Source organism: Leptospira harrisiae, from assembly GCF_002811945.1.
Lineage (GTDB): Bacteria > Spirochaetota > Leptospiria > Leptospirales > Leptospiraceae > Leptospira_A > Leptospira_A harrisiae.
Map to the genome: position 1 here is coordinate 298,903 of NZ_NPDX01000003.1, position 19,226 is coordinate 318,128.

The following is a 19,226-nucleotide window of genomic DNA, read 5'->3' on the forward strand; positions in this document are numbered from 1 at the left end:
TATGTTAAATTTAAAAGCTATGACAGTCAAAGGAAAATTGATCCTCGGATTCAGTTTGCTAATATTATTCATTGGTATTGGAACAGGTTCCGGTATTTACGGTGTAAATATTTTCAATAACAAAGTTACCGATATAGTATTAATCTATTCACCCAAAGTCCAACTTTCAGAAAAAATTAGGGCAAAGTTTCTATGGATCACAAGGGCAGAAAAAAACTTAATACTAGATCAAACAGTAGAATTGATGAACAAAAGATTAAGCGATAAGGCTCGTTATACTGAAGAATTAATGAGTTATATAGCAGAATTAGAAAAACTGAGCAATCAAAATGACAAAAAAAAATTACAAGAACTTAAGGCTGCGTTTAAAGAATACTCTGATGCATTTGAATTAGTTAAAGTGGTTGCTCTAAAAAATCTAACACAACAAGCTCAAGATATTTCAAATGGGAAAGGTCGGCCAGCTGCCGATAAATTTGATAAAATTGCTGATGAAATTGCAGAAACGGTAACGGATGAAATAAATGAAGCAAATCGACTAACTGACGAATATTATAAAAGTATTTTTATATTTATGGCTACGCTTTTCGTTGTATCTGCAGTCGTTTCGATACTAATAGCAGCTTGGATTATCGTTAGCATCACCAAGGCACTAAACTCAGCTGTGGAAATTGCAACCACAGTGTCTACCGCAGCTGAACAAGTTTCGGCAACCGCTTATTCACTTAGCCAAGGAGCGAGCGAACAGGCAGCATCCATTGAAGAATCAACTGCCTCTATAGAAGAAATGTCATCTTCTGTAACTCAAAACTCACAAGCAGCTATAGAAACAAATGAAATTGCATCTAATTCAGCGAAGGAAACAACCAAGGGGAGAGAATCCGTTTTCAAAACTTTGGATGCAATGAAAAACATTTCATCTAAAATCAAAATTATTGAAGAAATTGCCTATCAGACCAACTTACTCGCGCTAAATGCAGCAATTGAAGCAGCACGGGCAGGAAAACATGGAAAAGGTTTTGCCGTTGTGGCAGATGAAGTACGAAAACTGGCAGAGAGAAGCCAAGTGGCCGCACAAGAAATCAACCAATTGTCATTTAACAGTGTATCTCTTGCCGAAGAAGCGGGAAAAGTCATCGAAGAAATTGTTCCAAGCATTGGTAAAACTGCAGAACTAGTCTCCTCAATTGCAGATGCGTCGAGAGAACAATCTGCAGGCATCAATCAAATTTCCTTGGCAATGACTCAGATGGACCAGACAACACAAATTGCTGCCTCATCTTCAGAAGAATTAGCTGCTACATCAAATGAACTAAAAGAACAATCTGGTCACCTAATGGAAATCATGGGAACACTTGTAAAAATAGATAAAGATAAAATTGCTTTATCGAAACAAAGGAAAAATATTACGAACAAACCTGGTGATCTTAAAAACATCGCTGCAGAATTTGGGAAAAACAATAAAACCTCAAATGGTTTTGGTTCGGGGAATGAACATATCTCTCTGACTGAAAAATTTTGAGATAAGTCATGGGAAGAGAACAACTCTTACTCGATTTCATCCCTGAAGGTTTTGAACTCATAGAAGTTTGCGAATCAGCAATCCTTTCTATAGAAGAAATCAATGACCAATCAGGGGAGTATGACGAAGACCTGATCAACAATTTGTTCCGGGCAGTTCATACCTTCAAAGGCTCAACTGGCTTACTAAAGTTAGAAAGTTTGGTTAAAATTTCTCACGAAGCAGAAACCTTAATGGATATTTTGCGCAAAGAAAAAAAACTACCGAGTGACGATATTTGCCAAGTACTCATCAATACTTGTGATCAGTTGAGAAGGCTTTTACATAAAGTAGATGAAACAAAATCGAATCCTGAATTAGATGATGAATCAGAAGCAATCATTGAAGTTTTAAGACGAGAAATCAAACAATTAGATTCAGAAACTCTGGAAGCAGAAATCGTTAACCCGCCGTTAAAGAAAAAAAGTTTTGAAATATTTGGTGAAGTTGAACCAAAAACAGAATCACAGGTGACCCAGAAAAAACCTGCATTTGAAATTTTCGGTGACTCCTCAGATCAGCATCTAAACGAATCAAAAATTACTAAAGATAGTATTATTGCAGAGCCTAAAATTTCAGAAAAGAAAAACACTGAGATTCTAAAAACAGAAAAAACTCAATTAGATAAAGAGCCAGCTGGCACGACTACAGCAATTCAGAAAAAAGAAATAAAAGTAGCAAATGAAAAATTAGATGCACTGATGGATTTAGTAGGAGAGTTAGTAATTGCTGAATCAAACGTAACACAACACCCTCTACTCAAATCCCTTAAGAATGAAGATTTCAATTCTTCCATCAATCGACTCCATAAAATCGTATTAGATTTACAAGAAGTTGCTTTATCAACCAGAATGATTCCCATCAGTGGCGTTTTTCAAAAAATGTCACGGCTCGTGCGAGACTTACAGAAAAAAGCCAACAAAAAAGTTGCATTGTACATTAGGGGAGAGGAAACGGAAATCGATAAATCGATTGTTGATTTAATTGCAGACCCTATCATCCATATTCTAAGAAATTCCATTGACCATGGAATCGAAACAACAGACGAACGTATGTTATCTGGCAAACCAGAAGTTGGAACAATTCAACTAAGTGCAAGACAATCCGTCAACGAGGTATGGGTAATGATTCGTGACGATGGTCGCGGTCTCAACCGTGAAAAAATTATACAAAAATCATTAGAAAGAGGAATTCTCAGCGGCGACATCGATCATCTCTCAGACCAAGAAGTTTACAATCTGATTTTTGTTCCCGGATTATCTACTGCAGATGCAGTGACAGATATTTCTGGTCGCGGAGTTGGCATGGACATCGTTCGACAAAATATTGAAAAGATGGGTGGTAAAATCGAAATCCATAGCCGACAACAAAAAGGAACTAGCTTTATCTTACGAATTCCACTTTCTCTTGGAATTATGGAAGGAACTGTTGTTCGCATCGGTAAAAAATTTTTTACAATTCAAACAATTGAACTAAGAGAGTTTGTAAGTCTTCGAGAAAAAAAAGAAATCCCACTCGAAGACAACCAAAAAGTAATCGATATCAGAGGTACTTTTATCCCGATATTTGATATCAACCAAATCCTAAACCATAGAGAAGAAATTGTATATGATGGTCTTGATCCACTAATGATTGTTCTTGAATATGAGAAAAAATTGTTAGGAATTCGAGTCGATGAAATTGTAGGTAATCAAAATGTAGTGATCAAACCATTACAGGGTATTTTAGAAGAAGCAAATGGAGTGAATGGATTCACTATTCTTGGCAGTGGAAACGTTAGTTTAATTTTAGATGTTAAATCAATTTTTCAAAAAATGCACAGAAGTGAAACATGATAAAACTTCTGATTGTTGACGATCAAAGCGTAGTACGAAATGTATTATCAGAAATGTTCTCCAATGACAATGCGATACAAGTTATTGGTACAGCTTCAAATGCATTAGAGGCAAAAAAACTAGTTCCAGAGCTTCGTCCCGATGTCATAAGTTTGGATGTTGATATGCCAGGGATGACTGGTATCGAATTTTTAGACTGGCTAATGCCAAATTTTCCTACTCCAGTGATTATGTTAAGCACATACACCGTCACGGGTGCCAATGCAACGATTCAGGCACTACAACGTGGAGCTATGGATTTTGTTAAAAAACCAGATGGAAGCGAATCTGATTTTTTAAGAATGTTAGATGAGTTAACATTTAAAATTAAAAAACTTGGACTACTTTCAAAACCAAAGCAATATGTTAGGCCAACTGTTACTACAAAACTGTCAGGACTCAAAGGAAAACAAACAAATATAAAATTGATAGCAATTGGTGCATCAACTGGCGGAACTCAGGCGCTAGATTTTATCTTACACCAATTACCAAATGACCTTCCACCAATTGTAGTGGTTCAACATATGCCAGAACATTTTACTACTTTGTTTGCACAGCGTTTGGATCAAACATCCGGACTCCCGGTCAAAGAAGCAGCACATGGAGATATCCTCGAAATGGGGCATGTTTATTTGGCACCAGGTGACCAACATTTACATATTCGTCGTTTGGCCGGTAGATATTATTTAGAATTAGAGATGTTTGATAAAGTCAGTGGACACCGCCCTTCTGTCGATGTAATGTTCAACTCCATTTCACAAGGAAAAATGAGTAACAATTGTTTGGCGATATTATTAACCGGAATGGGAAGAGATGGGGCAGTAGGTTTAAAAGGTATAAAAGATACAGGGGGGAGAACCATTGGCCAAGATGAAGAATCAAGTGTCGTATATGGAATGCCCAAGGAAGCTTTTTTATTAGGTGCTGTTGAAAAACAAGTTAGCCTTTCTAATATACCCAATATTATATTACAAATTTTAGAATCGTAAGGGAGAGTTAAAAAATGTCAAAAAAAATATTACTATGTGATGATGCACCAACTGCACTGAAACTCATGGAAATGGTGCTTGGAGATGAAGGTTACGAAATCTTCAAAGCAGAAAATGCAGAACAAGCTATGAAAAGTCTAGAAATCAATGGACCTTTCGATGGTTGTGTATTTGACGTCAATATGCCAGGTAAAAATGGGATTGAGTTGTCTCGTGATTTTTTGGCCCATCCCAAAGGAATCGGTGCAAACATTTTAATCGTATCTACTGAATCAAGTGACCATCTGCGTCAGGCCGGTAAAGATGCAGGAGTAAAAGCTTGGATTGTAAAACCATTTGATGATGAAGACTTAATTGAAGTGTTAAAACGAATTATTGGCTAATTCTAAATAGGATATAATCTCAAACCCATTTTTAAAAAATGGGTCAACGAGTTAAAAAGTAAATACAGAAGTTTTTTTTACCATTCTTTCACGAACCTTTGTTTCAAAATGGCGTTCTTGCGTTTGAATTTCAGTAGACAGGTTTGGTTGTAGTTTCGTAATAAAAACATCATAATTATCTGTATGGAAAACAAGTTTTCGATACAATTCACCACCAGTGTCTTCACTAATGATTGGAATTCTTTCCGTTTGCAAAAAGTCTTTAACAAACATTATATTCTTTGGACCAGCATTATTTGTTATGAGCTTCATTGATTGAGTGCCACCAAATATTTTTGCCTTCAATTTATTTCTTGGAATATTCAATTTTACGAATTCGTTAATCAACAATTCCATGGAAGTAATTCCGTAACGTAAACTTTGTTTTTCTTCTAATTTATCAACACTTCCGGGCAAAAGGATATGATTGATGGCACTATGCTTTGTCTTTTCATGAAATAAACAAACTGACACACAAGAACCCAAAATGGTGCGAATTTCATACATTCCAGAAGTAAAATAAGCTTCACCAATATTCAAATAGACTTTCTGCTTCATCACCAATTTGTAATCACTTAAGGAAGGAACTTTCTACAAATATATGACGATAAAGATTTAAAAAAATCAAACGACGAAATTCCTTTGACAGACGTAACAAACGTAATTTAAAAATTGGTAATTAATTCGAAACTTTATTCATTAAACACAAATCGCAATACCCACAACCTGCGAATGATGAATCAAAATAATCATGAATAAACTTTCTTCTGCAATCAATTGCTTTTGTATACAAAACAGTTTGATACAATTTTTTTTGAGAATTTTTCTTTTTTTCTAACAATTCTGATTCTGAAAAAAAAGAATCAGACCATTGAGATTCAATTTGCAATGTTCCTTTGTCCAATTCCCCCGAGACTAATCCTTTACTTGCAAGTAAACTTAATGCTGTTTGGATTCTATGGTCACCTTTATTTTTAAAACTCATATAGGATTGTAGGGTTTCGTAATCTAACCCTGAAAGTTCATTTTGTTTTTGTAACAAAGTCCCAAAAAGTTTCTTCAAATAAACTAAATCTGGATTTTGCCATTCAATGAATTCCATTTGAACAGTTAGGTCTTCTTGGTTATAATAAAGTTTACAATCAGAAGCCTCTCCATCTCTACCTGCACGGCCAATTTCTTGATAATAAGACTCGATACTCCCAGGAATCTGAGCATGATAAACATTGCGAATGTTAGGTTTATCTATTCCCATCCCAAATGCATTTGTTGCAAGAAGTATCCCCTCCTCCATTTTTAGAAAAATAGATTGCACCTTACTTCTTTGCATCGGAGATAATTTACCATGATAAACAAGGTGTCTTTTACGTTTTGTATCCAACCAATGGCTAAATTTCTCCAACTCTTGGATCAAACTAAAATAAATGATCGTTGCACCTTTTGAATGATTTAAATTATCTAAAATTGAATTGTATTTCGCTTCGGTATCAAAACACTCAATCACTGATAATTTTAAATTAGGTCGAAACAATCCATCATCAAAAATCTGGATTTTATCTTTTGTGATTCCCAAATTTGAAATAATATCTTCTTGAACCTGTTTAGAAGCAGTGGCGGTAAGCGCAACAGTTGTTGGGAAACCCAAAATTTCACGAAACCAAGAAATCTTAGTGTAATCAGGCCGGAAGTCATGCCCCCATTGACTAATACAATGTGCTTCATCTATTGCTAGTAAAGAAACAGTAAGCCCACTTAGTGCGTCTAAAAAATCTTTTTTTTGAAATCGTTCCGGTGAAACATATAGAATTTTATAGTCACCTGATTTGAGTTTAGAATAACGATCCAGTCGTTCGGACTTTCCCAAACTAGAGTTAATGAATTCGGCAGAGACACCTTTTCTTTGTAATGCGGCAACCTGATCATTCATCAATGCAATCAAAGGCGAAATTACGATACAGATTCCAGGTAAAGTGACTGCTGGGATTTGGTAACACAAGGATTTACCCATCCCAGTTGGCATTAGAACCAACACATTCTTTCCTTCAAGAATGCGTTGGATAATATTCTCTTGGTTCCCACGAAACGAAGAAATACCAAAAATCATTTTTGTATCATCAAGATTCAATTTACGCACCACAGTGGATATTTTTTCCGTAAAATGAAATCTCTTGATTCAAGTGTATCAATTCATCTATTTAGAAAACTTAATCCTAACAACATCCATCACCTCATCTAAAATTGAAGGATCATCAATGGTGGAAGGAATGGAATAAGTTTCGCCATCGAGCATTTTACGCATTGTTTTACGTAGGATTTTGCCTGACCGAGTTTTTGGTAGTCTTTTTACAAACACAACCGCTTTCAAAGAAGCAATGGCACCAATTTTTTCTCGGATTCTATGTGTGATATCTGATTCGATTGATTTTTGGTCTATGGTAATCCCATCTTTACAGACAACTATTGCTAAAGGAACCTGTCCTTTGATCTCATCCGCAATTCCAATCACAGCAGATTCTGCTATCGATGTATTTTCCGCGACAATTTCTTCCATCTCACCTGTGGAAAGCCTATGACCTGCCACATTGATCACATCGTCAATACGTCCTAGAATAAAAAGATAACCATCCTCATCAAAGTAACCACCATCACCAGTAAGATAGTAACCTGGGTAATGAGCTAAATAAGAAGATTCAAAATTAGTATGATCATTCCATAGTGTTGGTAAACAACCTGGTGGCAAAGGTAGTTTGATTACAATGTTTCCCTTTTCACCTTGTATTAATTCATGGCCTTCTTCATCCAGAATACGCACATCAAAACCTTTGACCGGTTTTGTCGCCGAACCAGCCTTTGTTGGAATGGGAGAATCTCCCATCATATTTGCTGCAATCGCCCAACCAGTTTCGGTTTGCCACCAATGGTCTACTACAGGAACTTTTAATAGTTCACATGCCCAATCATAAGTCACAGGATCCGTTCGTTCTCCTGCCAAAAACAAATATTTAAGCGAATTAATATTGTATTTAGAAAGTTCCTTACCTTCAGGATCTTCTTTTCGAATCGCACGGAAAGCTGTAGGTGCACAAAACAACGTTTTAACTTTATATTCTTGGATGATACGATAAAACGCACCTGCATCAGGTGTACGCACTGGTTTTCCCTCATACAATACTGTTGCACATCCGTAAATCAGTGGTGCATAAACAATATAGGAATGTCCAACAACCCAACCTACGTCAGAGGCAGCAAAAAATACATCTCCAGGTTTCATATCATAGATGACTTCCATGGAATAATGCATAGCGATCGCATGACCTCCGTTATCTCTTACAACTCCTTTTGGTTTTCCCGTAGTTCCTGAAGTATAAAGGATATACAATGGATCACCCGAGGAGACCGGAACCGATTTCTTTTTGCCAGCAGTTTCCATCAATTCATCCCAATCAAAGTCTCTTCCTGTGTGCATGATCACCTCTAGGTTTGGCCTTGATTTGAGAATCACGTAATCTGGTTTATGAGAGGAAAGATGCATAGCTTCATCTAACAAAGGTTTATAAGGAATAGTTTTTGAAACCTCTATACCATAGGAAGAAGTAATCACTATTTTGGGACGACAGTCATCGAGCCGAACTGCTAATTCATGAGGGGCAAATCCTCCAAAAACAACCGAATGAACAGCACCTATTCTTGCGCAGGCTAACATGGAAACTAAGGCTTCCGGAATCATCGGCATATATATTACAACTGTATCACCTTTTTTCACACCTAACGAATCCAATGTGAATGCCATTTTTTCTACGGAGTCTAAAAGTTCACGGTATGATGTTTTTGATTTTGTTTTAGTTACAGGTGAATCATAAATTATGGCAATCTCATCTCCCCTACCTGAATTCACATGATGGTCCAAAGCTAAATAGGATGTGTTTAAAACACCATCGGGGAACCAGTGGTTTAGTCCATCTGCACTCTTACCATATGTAATTGTCGGTTTTGTAATCCAAGAAATCCGATCAACAAGAGACATCCAAAACTTTATTTTTTCATCATCGTGAACCACTTGTTCCATTTTATTCCATCCTGATTGTTAATAAGATGCAAGTTCCTCAAAAATCCCAACCATAAAATTTATAAATTGGAAGTAAAGCAAACAACAAATGATAACATTGACTCTTCCTATATACGATATCGTTCATACAGTAATAATATAATGCTGTTCAGGATAGGTGTAGGAGGTATAAAATTTTAGAATGAATCCAAATAACTTGACATTTGTTTCAATGAATCCATTCTAACTTGATTTTAAGGCATAGATTCAGTTCAGTTTTTTAGAATTATTTTGAATTGTCTTTTTTTAAGCCGATTGTTTGTATTTCTAACTTAAGAAAAAGAACAGATACCTAACCTTATAGTCAGAATATACTTTTAAGTTTATACCAGGAAAACTTATGAAACTAATTTTTATTTTTCTCTTATCTGTGATTCCACTCTTAGCACAGACCAATCGACCTATCGCATTTGAAGAAAACGGGCTGTATGGTTTTAAAAATAAATTTGGGAATGTTATCATCAAACCTCAATACCAACATGCGATGGACTTTACCAAAGAATTGGTTGGATTTGTTGTGAACGAAAATCGTTGGTATTGTATCAATACTCAAAACAAAATTCTTTTAGAAGTGTTTCCGTATGATAACGGTCCTGATTATTTTTCAGAAAATTTTGCTCGTTATGTAGAAGATAAAAAATTTGGATTTTTCGATTCTAAATGTAAAAAAATAATTACAGCAAACTATGATTTTGTTTTTCCTTTCGAAAGTGGACTTTCCATTGTTTGCAATTCTTGCGAATCAAAATCAGATGGAGAACACAGCCGGATCGTTGGTGGAAAGTATGGAGCTATCAATACGAAAGGAGTAATCGTCATTCCAATTGAATGGGATTCTATCGACTCTTTTGATTTCAAAAAGAAAATCGCAAATGTAACAAACAACAAAACAAAAAGTAAAATCAAATTTAAATAAGAATTCAAAATAACCTGTGACAGTTTCTTTCCTGTTTTCACGATGGCAGTGACGAGCAAAATCCGAGCCATCGGTATATGAAAATGAACAGGATAATTTTGATTGGGTTATTTTTTACTTTTACTTGTTCCCCACTAACTCAAAATTCCGAAACTCCTGTTGCCATACAAGGAAGAATTGACCTTCGGAATTGGGATCCCCAAAAAACGATTCCTCTTTCAGGAGAATGGGCTTTTTATTGGAAACAACTTGTTCATCCAAATCAACCCACTTCCGACATAGAATCAAAGATTGAAATCAATAAACTAAATTCGCAAAACATCCAAAGTTTCCAAAACATAGGAGAACGTTGGAAAGAAAAATACGATGGAACCGGTTACTCCTCTTACCGATTAAAGATTTTATTTCCTGAACCTACAAAAGAAAAGGTTTATGCGCTCCGGTTTTTCCAAACGGGTGGAGCAGCCATGTTTGTCTATGTTGATGGAGTGTTACAACTTGAACTTGGGAAAGTTGGGACTACTAAAATATCAATGGTTCCGACCAGAAGTTCGGGACTGATCATCCTTCCCCAACCAAATCCGGAAACGGAAATACTTGTTCATGTTTCCAATTTTCATCATGATGACGGAGCATTTTGGTATCCCCCAACAATTGGACTCTACCAAAATACCAACAAACAATTAATAAACGATGCTATCAGAGATTCCCTTTTGACAGGAGCTTTGATTTTTATGGCATTTTACCATTTTGTTGTATTTATATTTAGAAGAAACAAATCATTAATTCTCTATTTTGGTTTGTATAGTTTTGTCATTGCCTTACATTCAATTTCTCTAAATGGTGATTCTCTTTATTTTTTATTTTCTGATGTTCCTTACCGACTCGCCTTTTCACTTTCATTGATTTTTTATTTAGCAATGCCATGTTATCTGTTATTTTTAACGAAACGTTTCCCAGATAATTTTCCAAAGTCTATCACCAACTTCTTTGTGATAAGCTGTGTAGCTTTGTATCTAATTGTTTTAATTACCCCATCTGAATTAGGATCTCAAACCACATTTTACGGTTTATTTTTTACATTTTTTGGATTATTCTATTCCATTGTTTGTATCATCTCTGCAGTTTATCAAAAAAAAGAAATGGCGATTCCTTTTCTTCTTATCCAAGTGTTCTTATTTTTAAGTGGGATCAATGACACTCTATATCTTTACGGAATTTTAAACTATGGACTCATACTAAAATACTCTTACTTGTCGACTGTGCTACTGCAATCACTTGTATTAGCATCTTATTTCACAAAATCATTTATCAAAAACGAAACATTGGGAAAAGAACTTACCTCACTCAATGAATCTCTGGAAAAAACAGTCATCCTCCGCACAAATGAATACAAAGAAGCAAAACAAATTGCCGAAGAAGCAAATGAATGGAAAGACAAGTTCATATCTCTTGTGGCACATGATTTACGTTCACCGCTTAGCACCGTTTACTCTGCCCTAACCATTGTAACGGATAAAGATTCTACGGAAGAAGAAAAAACTCATATTTACAAACAAGTATTTGTTATTTTAGAAAATGCAATGTCCACTGTGGAACATTTATTAAACCTAAACCGGTTCCGAAGAAACCAAGGACAATTTCTTTTACAATTAACAGATAATCGTCTAATAGAAATTACAAATTCTATAAAAGCTTCAGTCACATATGATCTACAAAAAAAATCCTTACAAATGGATTGGGACATTTCTGAAACGGCTACGGTATACGCAGATTCTTCCATTTTGAAAGAAATCCTTCGTAATCTAATCACAAACGCAATTAAATTCAGTAATCCTAATGGTTGGATCCGAGTCAGTTCAGAAGAACTGAATGATTTTACTACAATCACAATTGAGGATGGCGGCCAAGGGATTTCACAAGAATATCAGAAAGAAATTTTTACTAACCCGAAGCCATCACTGGGAACCTTGGGTGAAAAAGGATTTGGAATTGGTCTTAAACTTTGTTTTGAACTTATGCGACTTCACGGTGGTGGTATCAAAGTGTACTCAGATGGAAGAACAGGAAGCAAATTTGTATTAGAATTTCCTAATGGAACTTCAAACAACAAAATCTCATAAAAGAATACTTTGACCAGACCGCAAATCATTCAGTTAAATGATAAACTCACCATTGGGTTTTTGGTTTGTTAACTTCGAATCCAAAATGCAAGGAATACCATTGATAAATACATGGGAAATACCGGTGGGAGCCGCATCACATTTTTCTGGACTTGTATTATCTTGAATTTGATGCCAGTCAAAAACAACTAGGTCAGCAAAATTACCATCGGCAATAATACCACGATCTTTCAATTTAAACCTACTGGCCGCTACCCCTGTCATCTTAAAAATAACCTCTTCCAGTGTAAGACAATTTGTATCACGAGCTATACTTAAAAATTTTGGGAATGCTCCAAATGCGCTCGCATTTTGAACTCCGGAAGGCTCCGGCCATGCATCCGTCATAAACATTGAAGCCGGGTGTTTCATTAGTAGTGGGATTAAATTTTTATGGTAGTATTTATGTAATATCATTCTTGCCTCTGCATGAGAAAACTTTAATATTTCTACAAGAATTCGAAATGGTGGTTTTGATGTTAGTGAAGCAATTTCGCCAATTGATTTGCCGTTGTATTTTTGATACTCAGCACAACTAGCATTGGAAATTTGGATATCATTAAATCCGATACCAACTAAATGAAATGCAAGATTTGCTTCCAATTGTAATCGTAACATCGCAAGTTTGTTATCTAAAATTTTAGGCATCCCTGCCATTACCCATTCCGGCAATAAAGTATTGAGGAGCGTAGCCCCAAAACAATTTGGAAAAATATCAAACTTCACATCGATTCCCTTAGCACAAGCATTTGAAATTCGATTTAATGCTTCCTCTACAGTCGGCCAAGTTTTCTCACCAGCAAACAACAAATGGGAAATCTGCAATGAAACGCCAGTTTCTTCAGCCAATGAAATCAAATCATCAATCGCACGCAAATTATGTGGAGTTCCGAAAGGATTCATTGGGTATGTGCCGGAGAGCGTAGAATACGATTTCGCATGAACAGTTAGTATTTTTCCTTTGCTCTTAACTAACCTTGCTACATGTCTTAATTCATCCATTGAAGAAAATACACCTGGTTTGTATTGCAAACCGAGGGATACACCAGCAGCACCCTGGTCAAGTGCCTCTTCCAATAAACCCAACATCTCTTTTAATTCTGATTGAGTTAGCTCCTCAGGCGAAAATCCATGGAATGAAGTTTTACAAACTCCATGACCAACTAAATTCAAAAGATTCACCGGAGTTCCAAATTTTTGAATTCTCTGCTTGTATCCCTTAAAATCATTCCAATGAATCGGTCCATGACCTTCTTTAAAAAGAGATTTCTCAATCAATGACAGATACTTTGTATTTTTTTTAAAACCATAAGGACTAAAACCACAGTTCCCCACTACCATTGTAGTGATTCCTTGTGTTATAAATGGATTGAAATTTTCAATGTTATCTGATATTGCAAAATAATCCATGTGGCTATGTACATCGATAAACCCTGGACAGATAATTTTATTTGTACAATCAATTGATATTGCGTCCGAAACTTCTGTTCTCTGCTTTAGTAATTGAATTTTATTATTTTGTATTAAAATGTCTCCAATAGATCGAGGATGATTAGCTCCATCAACGATAGTACCATTTCGTAGAATAAAATTTTTGTTTGCCATTTATTTTTTGCTCTCCAAATCCAATCAAAGTGATTCAAACAATGATAAGAGATAAATTAAGAATGACAATTGTAGAAACGGACACAAAACCTGTGAATTTAGGACAAGGGTTGATCTAGGTATGGATTTGATTTTGAAAACAAACGGGAAACTTCCAAAATTGCGGAGTATTAATTCCATCGCCCATTCAATTGAATTACTAAAATCTCAAAAAATACCAATTCAAAAAATTATTGAAGGTACTAAGCTTTCACCCAATGATTTGTTCAACCCTGAAAAATACATTCAAACAGAAGAAGAATTACTTCTATTAAGAAACATTAAACGAGTAACCCAGATACCTGAGTTAGGTTTATTACTTGGAAAAGAGTATCACATAGGACTTATGGGTGATTTAGGAATGGCAGTGATGTTATCCAATACACTGATGGAAGCACTTGAGTTGCTGTTTAAATATACAGAGCTTACCCTTACATATTTCGAATATGAACTATCTGTTAAAGAAGGATTAATTTATTTAAAAGCAAAAGAAATTTTCGACTTAAATGATTTACAAATATTTTTGTGTGAAAGAGAATTTTCATCCATCTTTAGGATATGTTCCGATTTGTTAGGTAAACAAATAAAAATCAATCTCATTTCTTTAGCATACTCAAAACCAAAATATGCGAACTTATACAAAGAAATTTTTAACTGCCCAATTGAATTCGGAAAACAAAAGAATTTGTTCATCATTGATGCAAATTATCTTTTTCAACAACTTCCAAAAGCAAATGTATTGTTACAAAAAAAATATGCTATCAATTGTTTTGAACAATATAAAAAGCAAATAGCAGTTGAGTCATTTTCCGAGAAGGTTAATTCAGGGCTTATTACCTATGGTAACCAGAATAACATGGAAAAAATAGCAGAAAAAATGAAAATTTCAACAAGGACCCTAAGAAGGCGACTTAAAAAAGAGGGATATTCTTATAAACATATTGTAAATGGAATTTTAAAACAAGAAGCTTTTCAATTATTAGAATCTACAAATCTAAGTATTGAAAAAATTTCAGAAAAGCTAGGATACAGTGATCCAACAAACTTCTATCATGCGTTTAAAAATTGGACTGGAACAACGCCAAAAAAATTTAGAGAAAATTTAAAAAACTAACAAAGAAATACCAAATCGACATAACTTTGTTAGTTTGTATTTTAAACTTTAATAACTAAAAACTTAATTCCAATTATTGGTTTTTGGTTTTGCAATGTTCACTTTCATTTCACGGTTTAGAATATTCTTTCCGTTTAAATCATTGATTGCATTGTCTGCATCTTTACGTTCTTTCATTTCGATAAAACCGAAACCTTTTGAACCACCAGTATACTGGTCTGTAATGATTTTCGCAGAAGATACTGCTCCGTGTACTGAAAAAAGCTCATTTAACTTGTTTTCCGTCATTTCGTAAGAAAGGTTGCCTACATAGATATTAACTGACATTTGATTTCCTCAAATTTAAATTTTGACTCTAGAATTTTAATGAATTAGAAACGACTTTCCTAAAAGGAAATTAGGTAAAAACACAACGAAAATGCAGAGGAAAACTTTTAAAGGAGATCAGGATGCAAGAAAGTGAGGACTACTTAGAGGTTAAAAAAACGTTTATACTTTGAATCTGATACCATAGAATCAAACTTACAGATAAATAGCAAGATCTAATATACTTTTTTTTACTAAAGAACTGCTTTGTATTTTGATCAGTATTCCGTTTAAATATACCAAATTGTTACAATTTTTTAGACTTTCAAACTTTGACATCGAAATTTCTTGATTAAAATTCCTATCATACCATAGTTCCATATAGCGACGGGTTTCCCTTATGAAGAGATTTACATTACCACTTGTATTCTTTTTCCTCTCTTCCTGTGGGCTACCTTCTCTGATACGAGATCCTCTAGAATTTCTAGCCTTCCTTCGTTTTTTCTCAAGCCCACAGTTTACAGGACATAGTATCGGTGGCGTGGTCTCTGGACTTATACCTGGAACTTCCGTCACAGTTACGAACAACCAAGAATCGGTTACAATGAGTTCCGACGGTAACTTTATATTTCCAACTAAACTCAGTTCAGGCCAAAGTTACAATGTTAGTTTTGTTACGAATGGGGCTGGACTCACTTGTTCCATCGCCAATGCCCAAGGTGTTGTACAAAGCAGCAACATAACGAACGTAAGTATTACTTGTGGGATTGGTGCAAACTTTTACGAAGTGGGTGTGAATGTATCAGGTCTTAGTGGGACTATCACCGTCCAAAACAACGGAGCAGAAACTTTAAATATATCGACGAACGGCCTTACAAAATTTACAACTTTAGCAGCAACCGGTTCCAACTATGCTGTAGCCCTCACAGGACAACCCGCCGGTACAATCTGTTCGTTTGATGATCCCACACTAACGATTGGGACAATGGCTGCTGCAAATGTTACAATCTTTATCACATGTGTTAATGGATACATTGTAGGAGGGAATATCCATCCCACTGCCAGTTCGGACCTCGGATCCAAACTCATAGGAAGGAAAACATTCGTAAAAACAATAGCAGGATCTTTTCCAATCAATTCAGGTGGAGGTGGTGCCATGACAGGAGGGGCTGTCGCCAGTACTGGCCCTTTAGCAGCTCGTTTTAATGGACCCAATATGATCACAGCAGATAGTAATTTTGTATACTTAGCTGATTCTGTCAACGCTGTGATTCGAAAGATTGACAAATCCAACGGAACAACAACCATCCTCGCCGGAGGAAATTCTGGCGGTGGAATCGTTTGTCCGGGAACAGTCACCACTAACTGCAGAGATGGCGTAGGCACCGCGGCAGAATTTAATGGAATCACAGGACTCACCAATGATGGGAATAATCTATATGTATTAGAATCAAGTGGCAGAAGGATTCGTAAGGTAAATTTGGCGACCTCTGTAGTTTCCACTTTCGCTGGTTCGGGAAATGCTGCTGCAGCAGATAACACATCTGGGATTCTTGCCTCCTTCAACAATCCAACTTGGATATCGCTTTTTAACGGGAACCTCTATGTTGTGGACCGCGGTAATTGTACAATTCGAGTCATTAATCCAATCACAACTGCAGTGAGTACACTTGCTGGTGGACCAACCCTTTGCAGTTTTGCAAATGACCCTACTGGAACTAACGCTCGTTTCGTATCGCCAATTGCTATAGTTGGCCTTGGCAATTACCTTTATGTCACTGACATTGGTGTTGGCGGAGGCCATAAAGTTCGTAGAATTTCTCTTAGTGGAACCAATGCAGTAGATACGATTGCTGGGGACGGAGTGCAAGCTTCCACAGATGGAATTGGAACTGCAGCACAGTTCAATGACCCGCATGGACTCACAACAGATGGAACCAACTTATTTATCTCCGAATGGTCAGGACATAAAATCAGACATTTAAACCTAACAACAAATAATGTCACAACACTTGTTGGAAGTGTTTCCGGATATTCAGACAATACGGGTGGGAATGGACTATTGAATTTTCCTGGCTACGTTTTGTCGGATGGGCAGAACATTTACGTTGCCGATACAGGGAACCATTCTCTACGTTTTTTAGAAACTTCAGAACTATTACGTTATACATTTGACGGGAACGCCGACGACTCCATTACTACTAACAATGGAATCATCTCAGGTACTCCCACCCTAACTACCGATGAAAATGCTCTCGTAAGTGGGGCATACGAATTACATGGTGGTGGTGACTTCATTCAGTCCACCTCCGATATCTCTACGCCTCAGATTTCTGATAACCTAGCCATCTCCGCTTGGGTATACCCTGCAGGTTCCACCGGAGGATCACAGTTTATCTTTTACAATGGGCAAGGTGGTGCAAATGGTTTTGGTCTTAGTTTTGATAGTGCGGGTGCTTCACGAAAGTTGTCTGTTTCTCTTGGTGCCGTAGGACCGAGTGGGAGTACTACGATGGGGTTACCACTCAACCAATGGTCACATGTGGTACTCACACGCACCTATCCAAACTGGAAAATCTACATCAATGGATTACAAGATCCTTTGGTATTTACGACAAATCCGAATCTTCCCTCTGGTACATTCAAAGTAGGTGATGCAGGAAATGGTTTTTATTTCAAAGGGAAAGTTTCTGATGTTCGCTTTTTTAAAGGAGCCATAGATGATGAGTCCATACGACGAATGGCGGTTCAAATTCCTGCAGGACTTGTCACCTATTATCCGTTCAACGGGAATACAAAAGACTATGGCTCAGAAAAAAATGATTTAACAGTAACTGGAGCTACAGCCAGCGCAGATCGCAACGGGAACCCAAACGGCGCTTACTACTTTAACGGTGCCTCCTTTATGCAAAAATTAAGTCCCACTGGATTGCCAATGGGAACTAACCCAAGAACCATTTGTGGTTGGTTTAATAAATCCAGTTCTATCGGCGAATACATAGTTGGCTATGGATCCTTTATAAATTCACAAGGAAACGGGCTTGTGGTTACGGATACCATCACAGGTATGTTTGGTGTGTCTGATGATGTCACAATCTTTCATGAAGGTTTTAGAAACCAATGGATGCATCTCTGCGGAACCTTTAATTTCCCAAATGTTGAAGTTTATGAGAATGGAGTTTTACGTGTTTCAGGTTCAAAGTTGAGTTGGTCAACTGTCGCTGGACCTAGCCTGGAAGTAGGAAGACGTCTCGATGGCGCTGGCCAATTTTCAGGTGACCTTGATGAAATTCGCATTTATAATCGCGTTCTTTCTCTATCCGAAATCCGTACTCTCTCTGGTGCTTACCCTACACAAGTCAGCACCTGGAACCAAACACCTGCTAGTAGTAGTTTGAAGTTTTTTCTCATGCCGGAAGCAGCATCCTTTGGACCGGGAGCTTGCAGTGGAGGATCCAATTGTGTGGGAATTGTGGATGACCGGAGTGGGAATGGCCTTCATGTGAGCCAAGGCACGGGAGCCCAACAGCCAATTTTTAGTGCTACAGGGATCAATGGATCAAAGGGTTTACGTTTTATGGATTCTGTAGGAACATTCTTAACTAGAGCATGTACTCCTGAATTAAATACTCCTGCTAACACAATCTTTGCTGTATATAATGATATGAACGTAGTTGGCAGCGATGGTATCTTTCATAATGGCACATCGGGTAAGTTATTATACTTAACAGATGCAGCTGGAAATCAACTCACCTTATTTGACCTACAAGCAAATACTGTTCGGATGATCACCAACGGAAATTACAGTTCTATCAATGAATTCGTTCTTATGGCTCTTGATTATAATGGTACTTCCGGAAATATTTTTAAAGGAGGAAGCGTTGTTGCTTCCACTAGTTTTGGAGCTCCCGCTTACAATTGTTCTGGAGGACAACTGGACATCGGTAGGTACTATTGGGGTTCAGGATTACCTCCCTCTGATGGTGATTATTTAGATGGTTTTATGGGAGATTTGATTTATTACGACCAAACCCTCTCTACTGCTGACCGGCAAATTGTTCAATGTTATCTTTCCAATAAATATAGTCTTCCTCTCAGTCATTCCTGTCCTTAAATAAGATTGATGTTTTTTG

13 protein-coding genes are annotated in these 19,226 nt (G+C 36.6%); 8 read left to right on the forward strand and 5 right to left on the reverse strand.

What is annotated here, in order from left to right:
• Position 1 precedes the first annotated feature (1 nt).
• From CH364_RS18945 to CH364_RS13130, 4 genes are read left to right on the forward strand one after another with little or no spacing between them, the layout of a single operon-like run.
• Positions 2 to 1,522 carry a HAMP domain-containing methyl-accepting chemotaxis protein gene (locus tag CH364_RS18945; protein ID WP_100744468.1) on the forward strand — a complete coding sequence of 507 codons (1,521 nt, stop codon included), beginning with the start codon at positions 2 to 4 and terminating at the stop codon, positions 1,520 to 1,522.
• Positions 1,523 to 1,530: 8 nt separating this feature from the next.
• Complete coding sequence (locus CH364_RS13120) at positions 1,531 to 3,396, forward strand: chemotaxis protein CheA (protein ID WP_100744467.1); 1,866 nt, start codon at positions 1,531 to 1,533, stop codon at positions 3,394 to 3,396.
• Complete coding sequence (locus CH364_RS13125) at positions 3,393 to 4,424, forward strand: protein-glutamate methylesterase/protein-glutamine glutaminase (RefSeq protein WP_100744466.1); 1,032 nt, start codon at positions 3,393 to 3,395, stop codon at positions 4,422 to 4,424. The genes CH364_RS13120 and CH364_RS13125 overlap by 4 nt, the downstream gene beginning before the upstream one ends.
• A 14-nt stretch (positions 4,425 to 4,438) precedes the next feature.
• On the forward strand, positions 4,439 to 4,807 hold the full coding sequence (locus CH364_RS13130) for a response regulator (RefSeq protein ID WP_100744465.1): 369 nt from the start codon (positions 4,439 to 4,441) through the stop codon (positions 4,805 to 4,807).
• A gap of 51 nt (positions 4,808 to 4,858) precedes the next feature.
• Here the strand turns inward: CH364_RS13130 and CH364_RS13135 are convergent, their stop codons facing one another.
• From CH364_RS13135 to CH364_RS13145, 3 genes are all read right to left on the reverse strand, one after another.
• On the reverse strand, positions 4,859 to 5,404 hold the full coding sequence (locus CH364_RS13135; RefSeq protein ID WP_100744464.1) for a chemotaxis protein CheD: 546 nt from the start codon (positions 5,402 to 5,404) through the stop codon (positions 4,859 to 4,861).
• A gap of 121 nt (positions 5,405 to 5,525) precedes the next feature.
• The gene (locus CH364_RS13140; protein WP_100744463.1) at positions 5,526 to 6,971 is read right to left on the reverse strand and encodes a RecQ family ATP-dependent DNA helicase; all 1,446 of its coding nucleotides are present in this window, start codon (positions 6,969 to 6,971) and stop codon (positions 5,526 to 5,528) included.
• Between the two features lie 66 nt (positions 6,972 to 7,037).
• Positions 7,038 to 8,912: an AMP-binding protein gene (locus CH364_RS13145; protein ID WP_100744462.1), complete on the reverse strand. Its 1,875-nt coding sequence runs from the start codon at positions 8,910 to 8,912 to the stop codon at positions 7,038 to 7,040.
• 379 nt (positions 8,913 to 9,291) lie between these two features.
• Between CH364_RS13145 and CH364_RS13150 the strand changes: the two genes are divergently transcribed.
• Positions 9,292 to 9,867, forward strand: a complete 576-nt coding sequence (locus CH364_RS13150; RefSeq protein ID WP_100744461.1) for a WG repeat-containing protein — start codon at positions 9,292 to 9,294, stop codon at positions 9,865 to 9,867.
• A gap of 83 nt (positions 9,868 to 9,950) precedes the next feature.
• Entirely contained in the window at positions 9,951 to 11,990 is a 2,040-nt protein-coding gene (locus CH364_RS13155) for a sensor histidine kinase (protein WP_100744799.1), read from the forward strand.
• Between the two features lie 33 nt (positions 11,991 to 12,023).
• Here the strand turns inward: CH364_RS13155 and CH364_RS13160 are convergent, their stop codons facing one another.
• On the reverse strand, positions 12,024 to 13,634 hold the full coding sequence (locus tag CH364_RS13160; protein WP_100744460.1) for an N-acyl-D-amino-acid deacylase family protein: 1,611 nt from the start codon (positions 13,632 to 13,634) through the stop codon (positions 12,024 to 12,026).
• Between the two features lie 121 nt (positions 13,635 to 13,755).
• On the opposite strand from CH364_RS13160, the gene CH364_RS13165 reads away from it, so the two are divergent.
• A complete protein-coding gene (locus CH364_RS13165) occupies positions 13,756 to 14,787 on the forward strand; it encodes an AraC family transcriptional regulator (RefSeq protein WP_100744459.1) in 1,032 nt (343 codons plus the stop codon).
• 63 nt (positions 14,788 to 14,850) lie between these two features.
• On the opposite strand, the gene CH364_RS13170 is transcribed toward CH364_RS13165, so the two are convergent.
• Entirely contained in the window at positions 14,851 to 15,114 is a 264-nt protein-coding gene (locus CH364_RS13170) for an RNA recognition motif domain-containing protein (protein ID WP_100744458.1), read from the reverse strand.
• A gap of 379 nt (positions 15,115 to 15,493) precedes the next feature.
• Between CH364_RS13170 and CH364_RS13175 the strand changes: the two genes are divergently transcribed.
• Positions 15,494 to 19,207 carry a LamG-like jellyroll fold domain-containing protein gene (locus tag CH364_RS13175; RefSeq protein ID WP_100744457.1) on the forward strand — a complete coding sequence of 1,238 codons (3,714 nt, stop codon included), beginning with the start codon at positions 15,494 to 15,496 and terminating at the stop codon, positions 19,205 to 19,207.
• The last annotated feature ends 19 nt before the right edge of the window (positions 19,208 to 19,226 follow it).

Excerpts from the sequence above, each read along its gene's own strand:
- CH364_RS13125 (WP_100744466.1), top strand. The coding sequence starts at position 3,393 with ATGATAAAACTTCTGATTGTTGACGATCAAAGCGTAGTACGAAATGTA.
- CH364_RS13175 (WP_100744457.1), top strand. The coding sequence starts at position 15,494 with ATGAAGAGATTTACATTACCACTTGTATTCTTTTTCCTCTCTTCCTGT.
- CH364_RS13130 (WP_100744465.1), top strand. The coding sequence starts at position 4,439 with ATGTCAAAAAAAATATTACTATGTGATGATGCACCAACTGCACTGAAA.
- CH364_RS13120 (WP_100744467.1), top strand. The coding sequence starts at position 1,531 with ATGGGAAGAGAACAACTCTTACTCGATTTCATCCCTGAAGGTTTTGAA.
- CH364_RS13170 (WP_100744458.1), bottom strand. The coding sequence starts at position 15,114 with ATGTCAGTTAATATCTATGTAGGCAACCTTTCTTACGAAATGACGGAA.
- CH364_RS13155 (WP_100744799.1), top strand. The coding sequence starts at position 9,951 with ATGAACAGGATAATTTTGATTGGGTTATTTTTTACTTTTACTTGTTCC.
- CH364_RS13145 (WP_100744462.1), bottom strand. The coding sequence starts at position 8,912 with ATGGAACAAGTGGTTCACGATGATGAAAAAATAAAGTTTTGGATGTCT.
- CH364_RS13160 (WP_100744460.1), bottom strand. The coding sequence starts at position 13,634 with ATGGCAAACAAAAATTTTATTCTACGAAATGGTACTATCGTTGATGGA.
- CH364_RS18945 (WP_100744468.1), top strand. The coding sequence starts at position 2 with ATGTTAAATTTAAAAGCTATGACAGTCAAAGGAAAATTGATCCTCGGA.
- CH364_RS13150 (WP_100744461.1), top strand. The coding sequence starts at position 9,292 with ATGAAACTAATTTTTATTTTTCTCTTATCTGTGATTCCACTCTTAGCA.
- CH364_RS13135 (WP_100744464.1), bottom strand. The coding sequence starts at position 5,404 with ATGAAGCAGAAAGTCTATTTGAATATTGGTGAAGCTTATTTTACTTCT.
- CH364_RS13165 (WP_100744459.1), top strand. The coding sequence starts at position 13,756 with ATGGATTTGATTTTGAAAACAAACGGGAAACTTCCAAAATTGCGGAGT.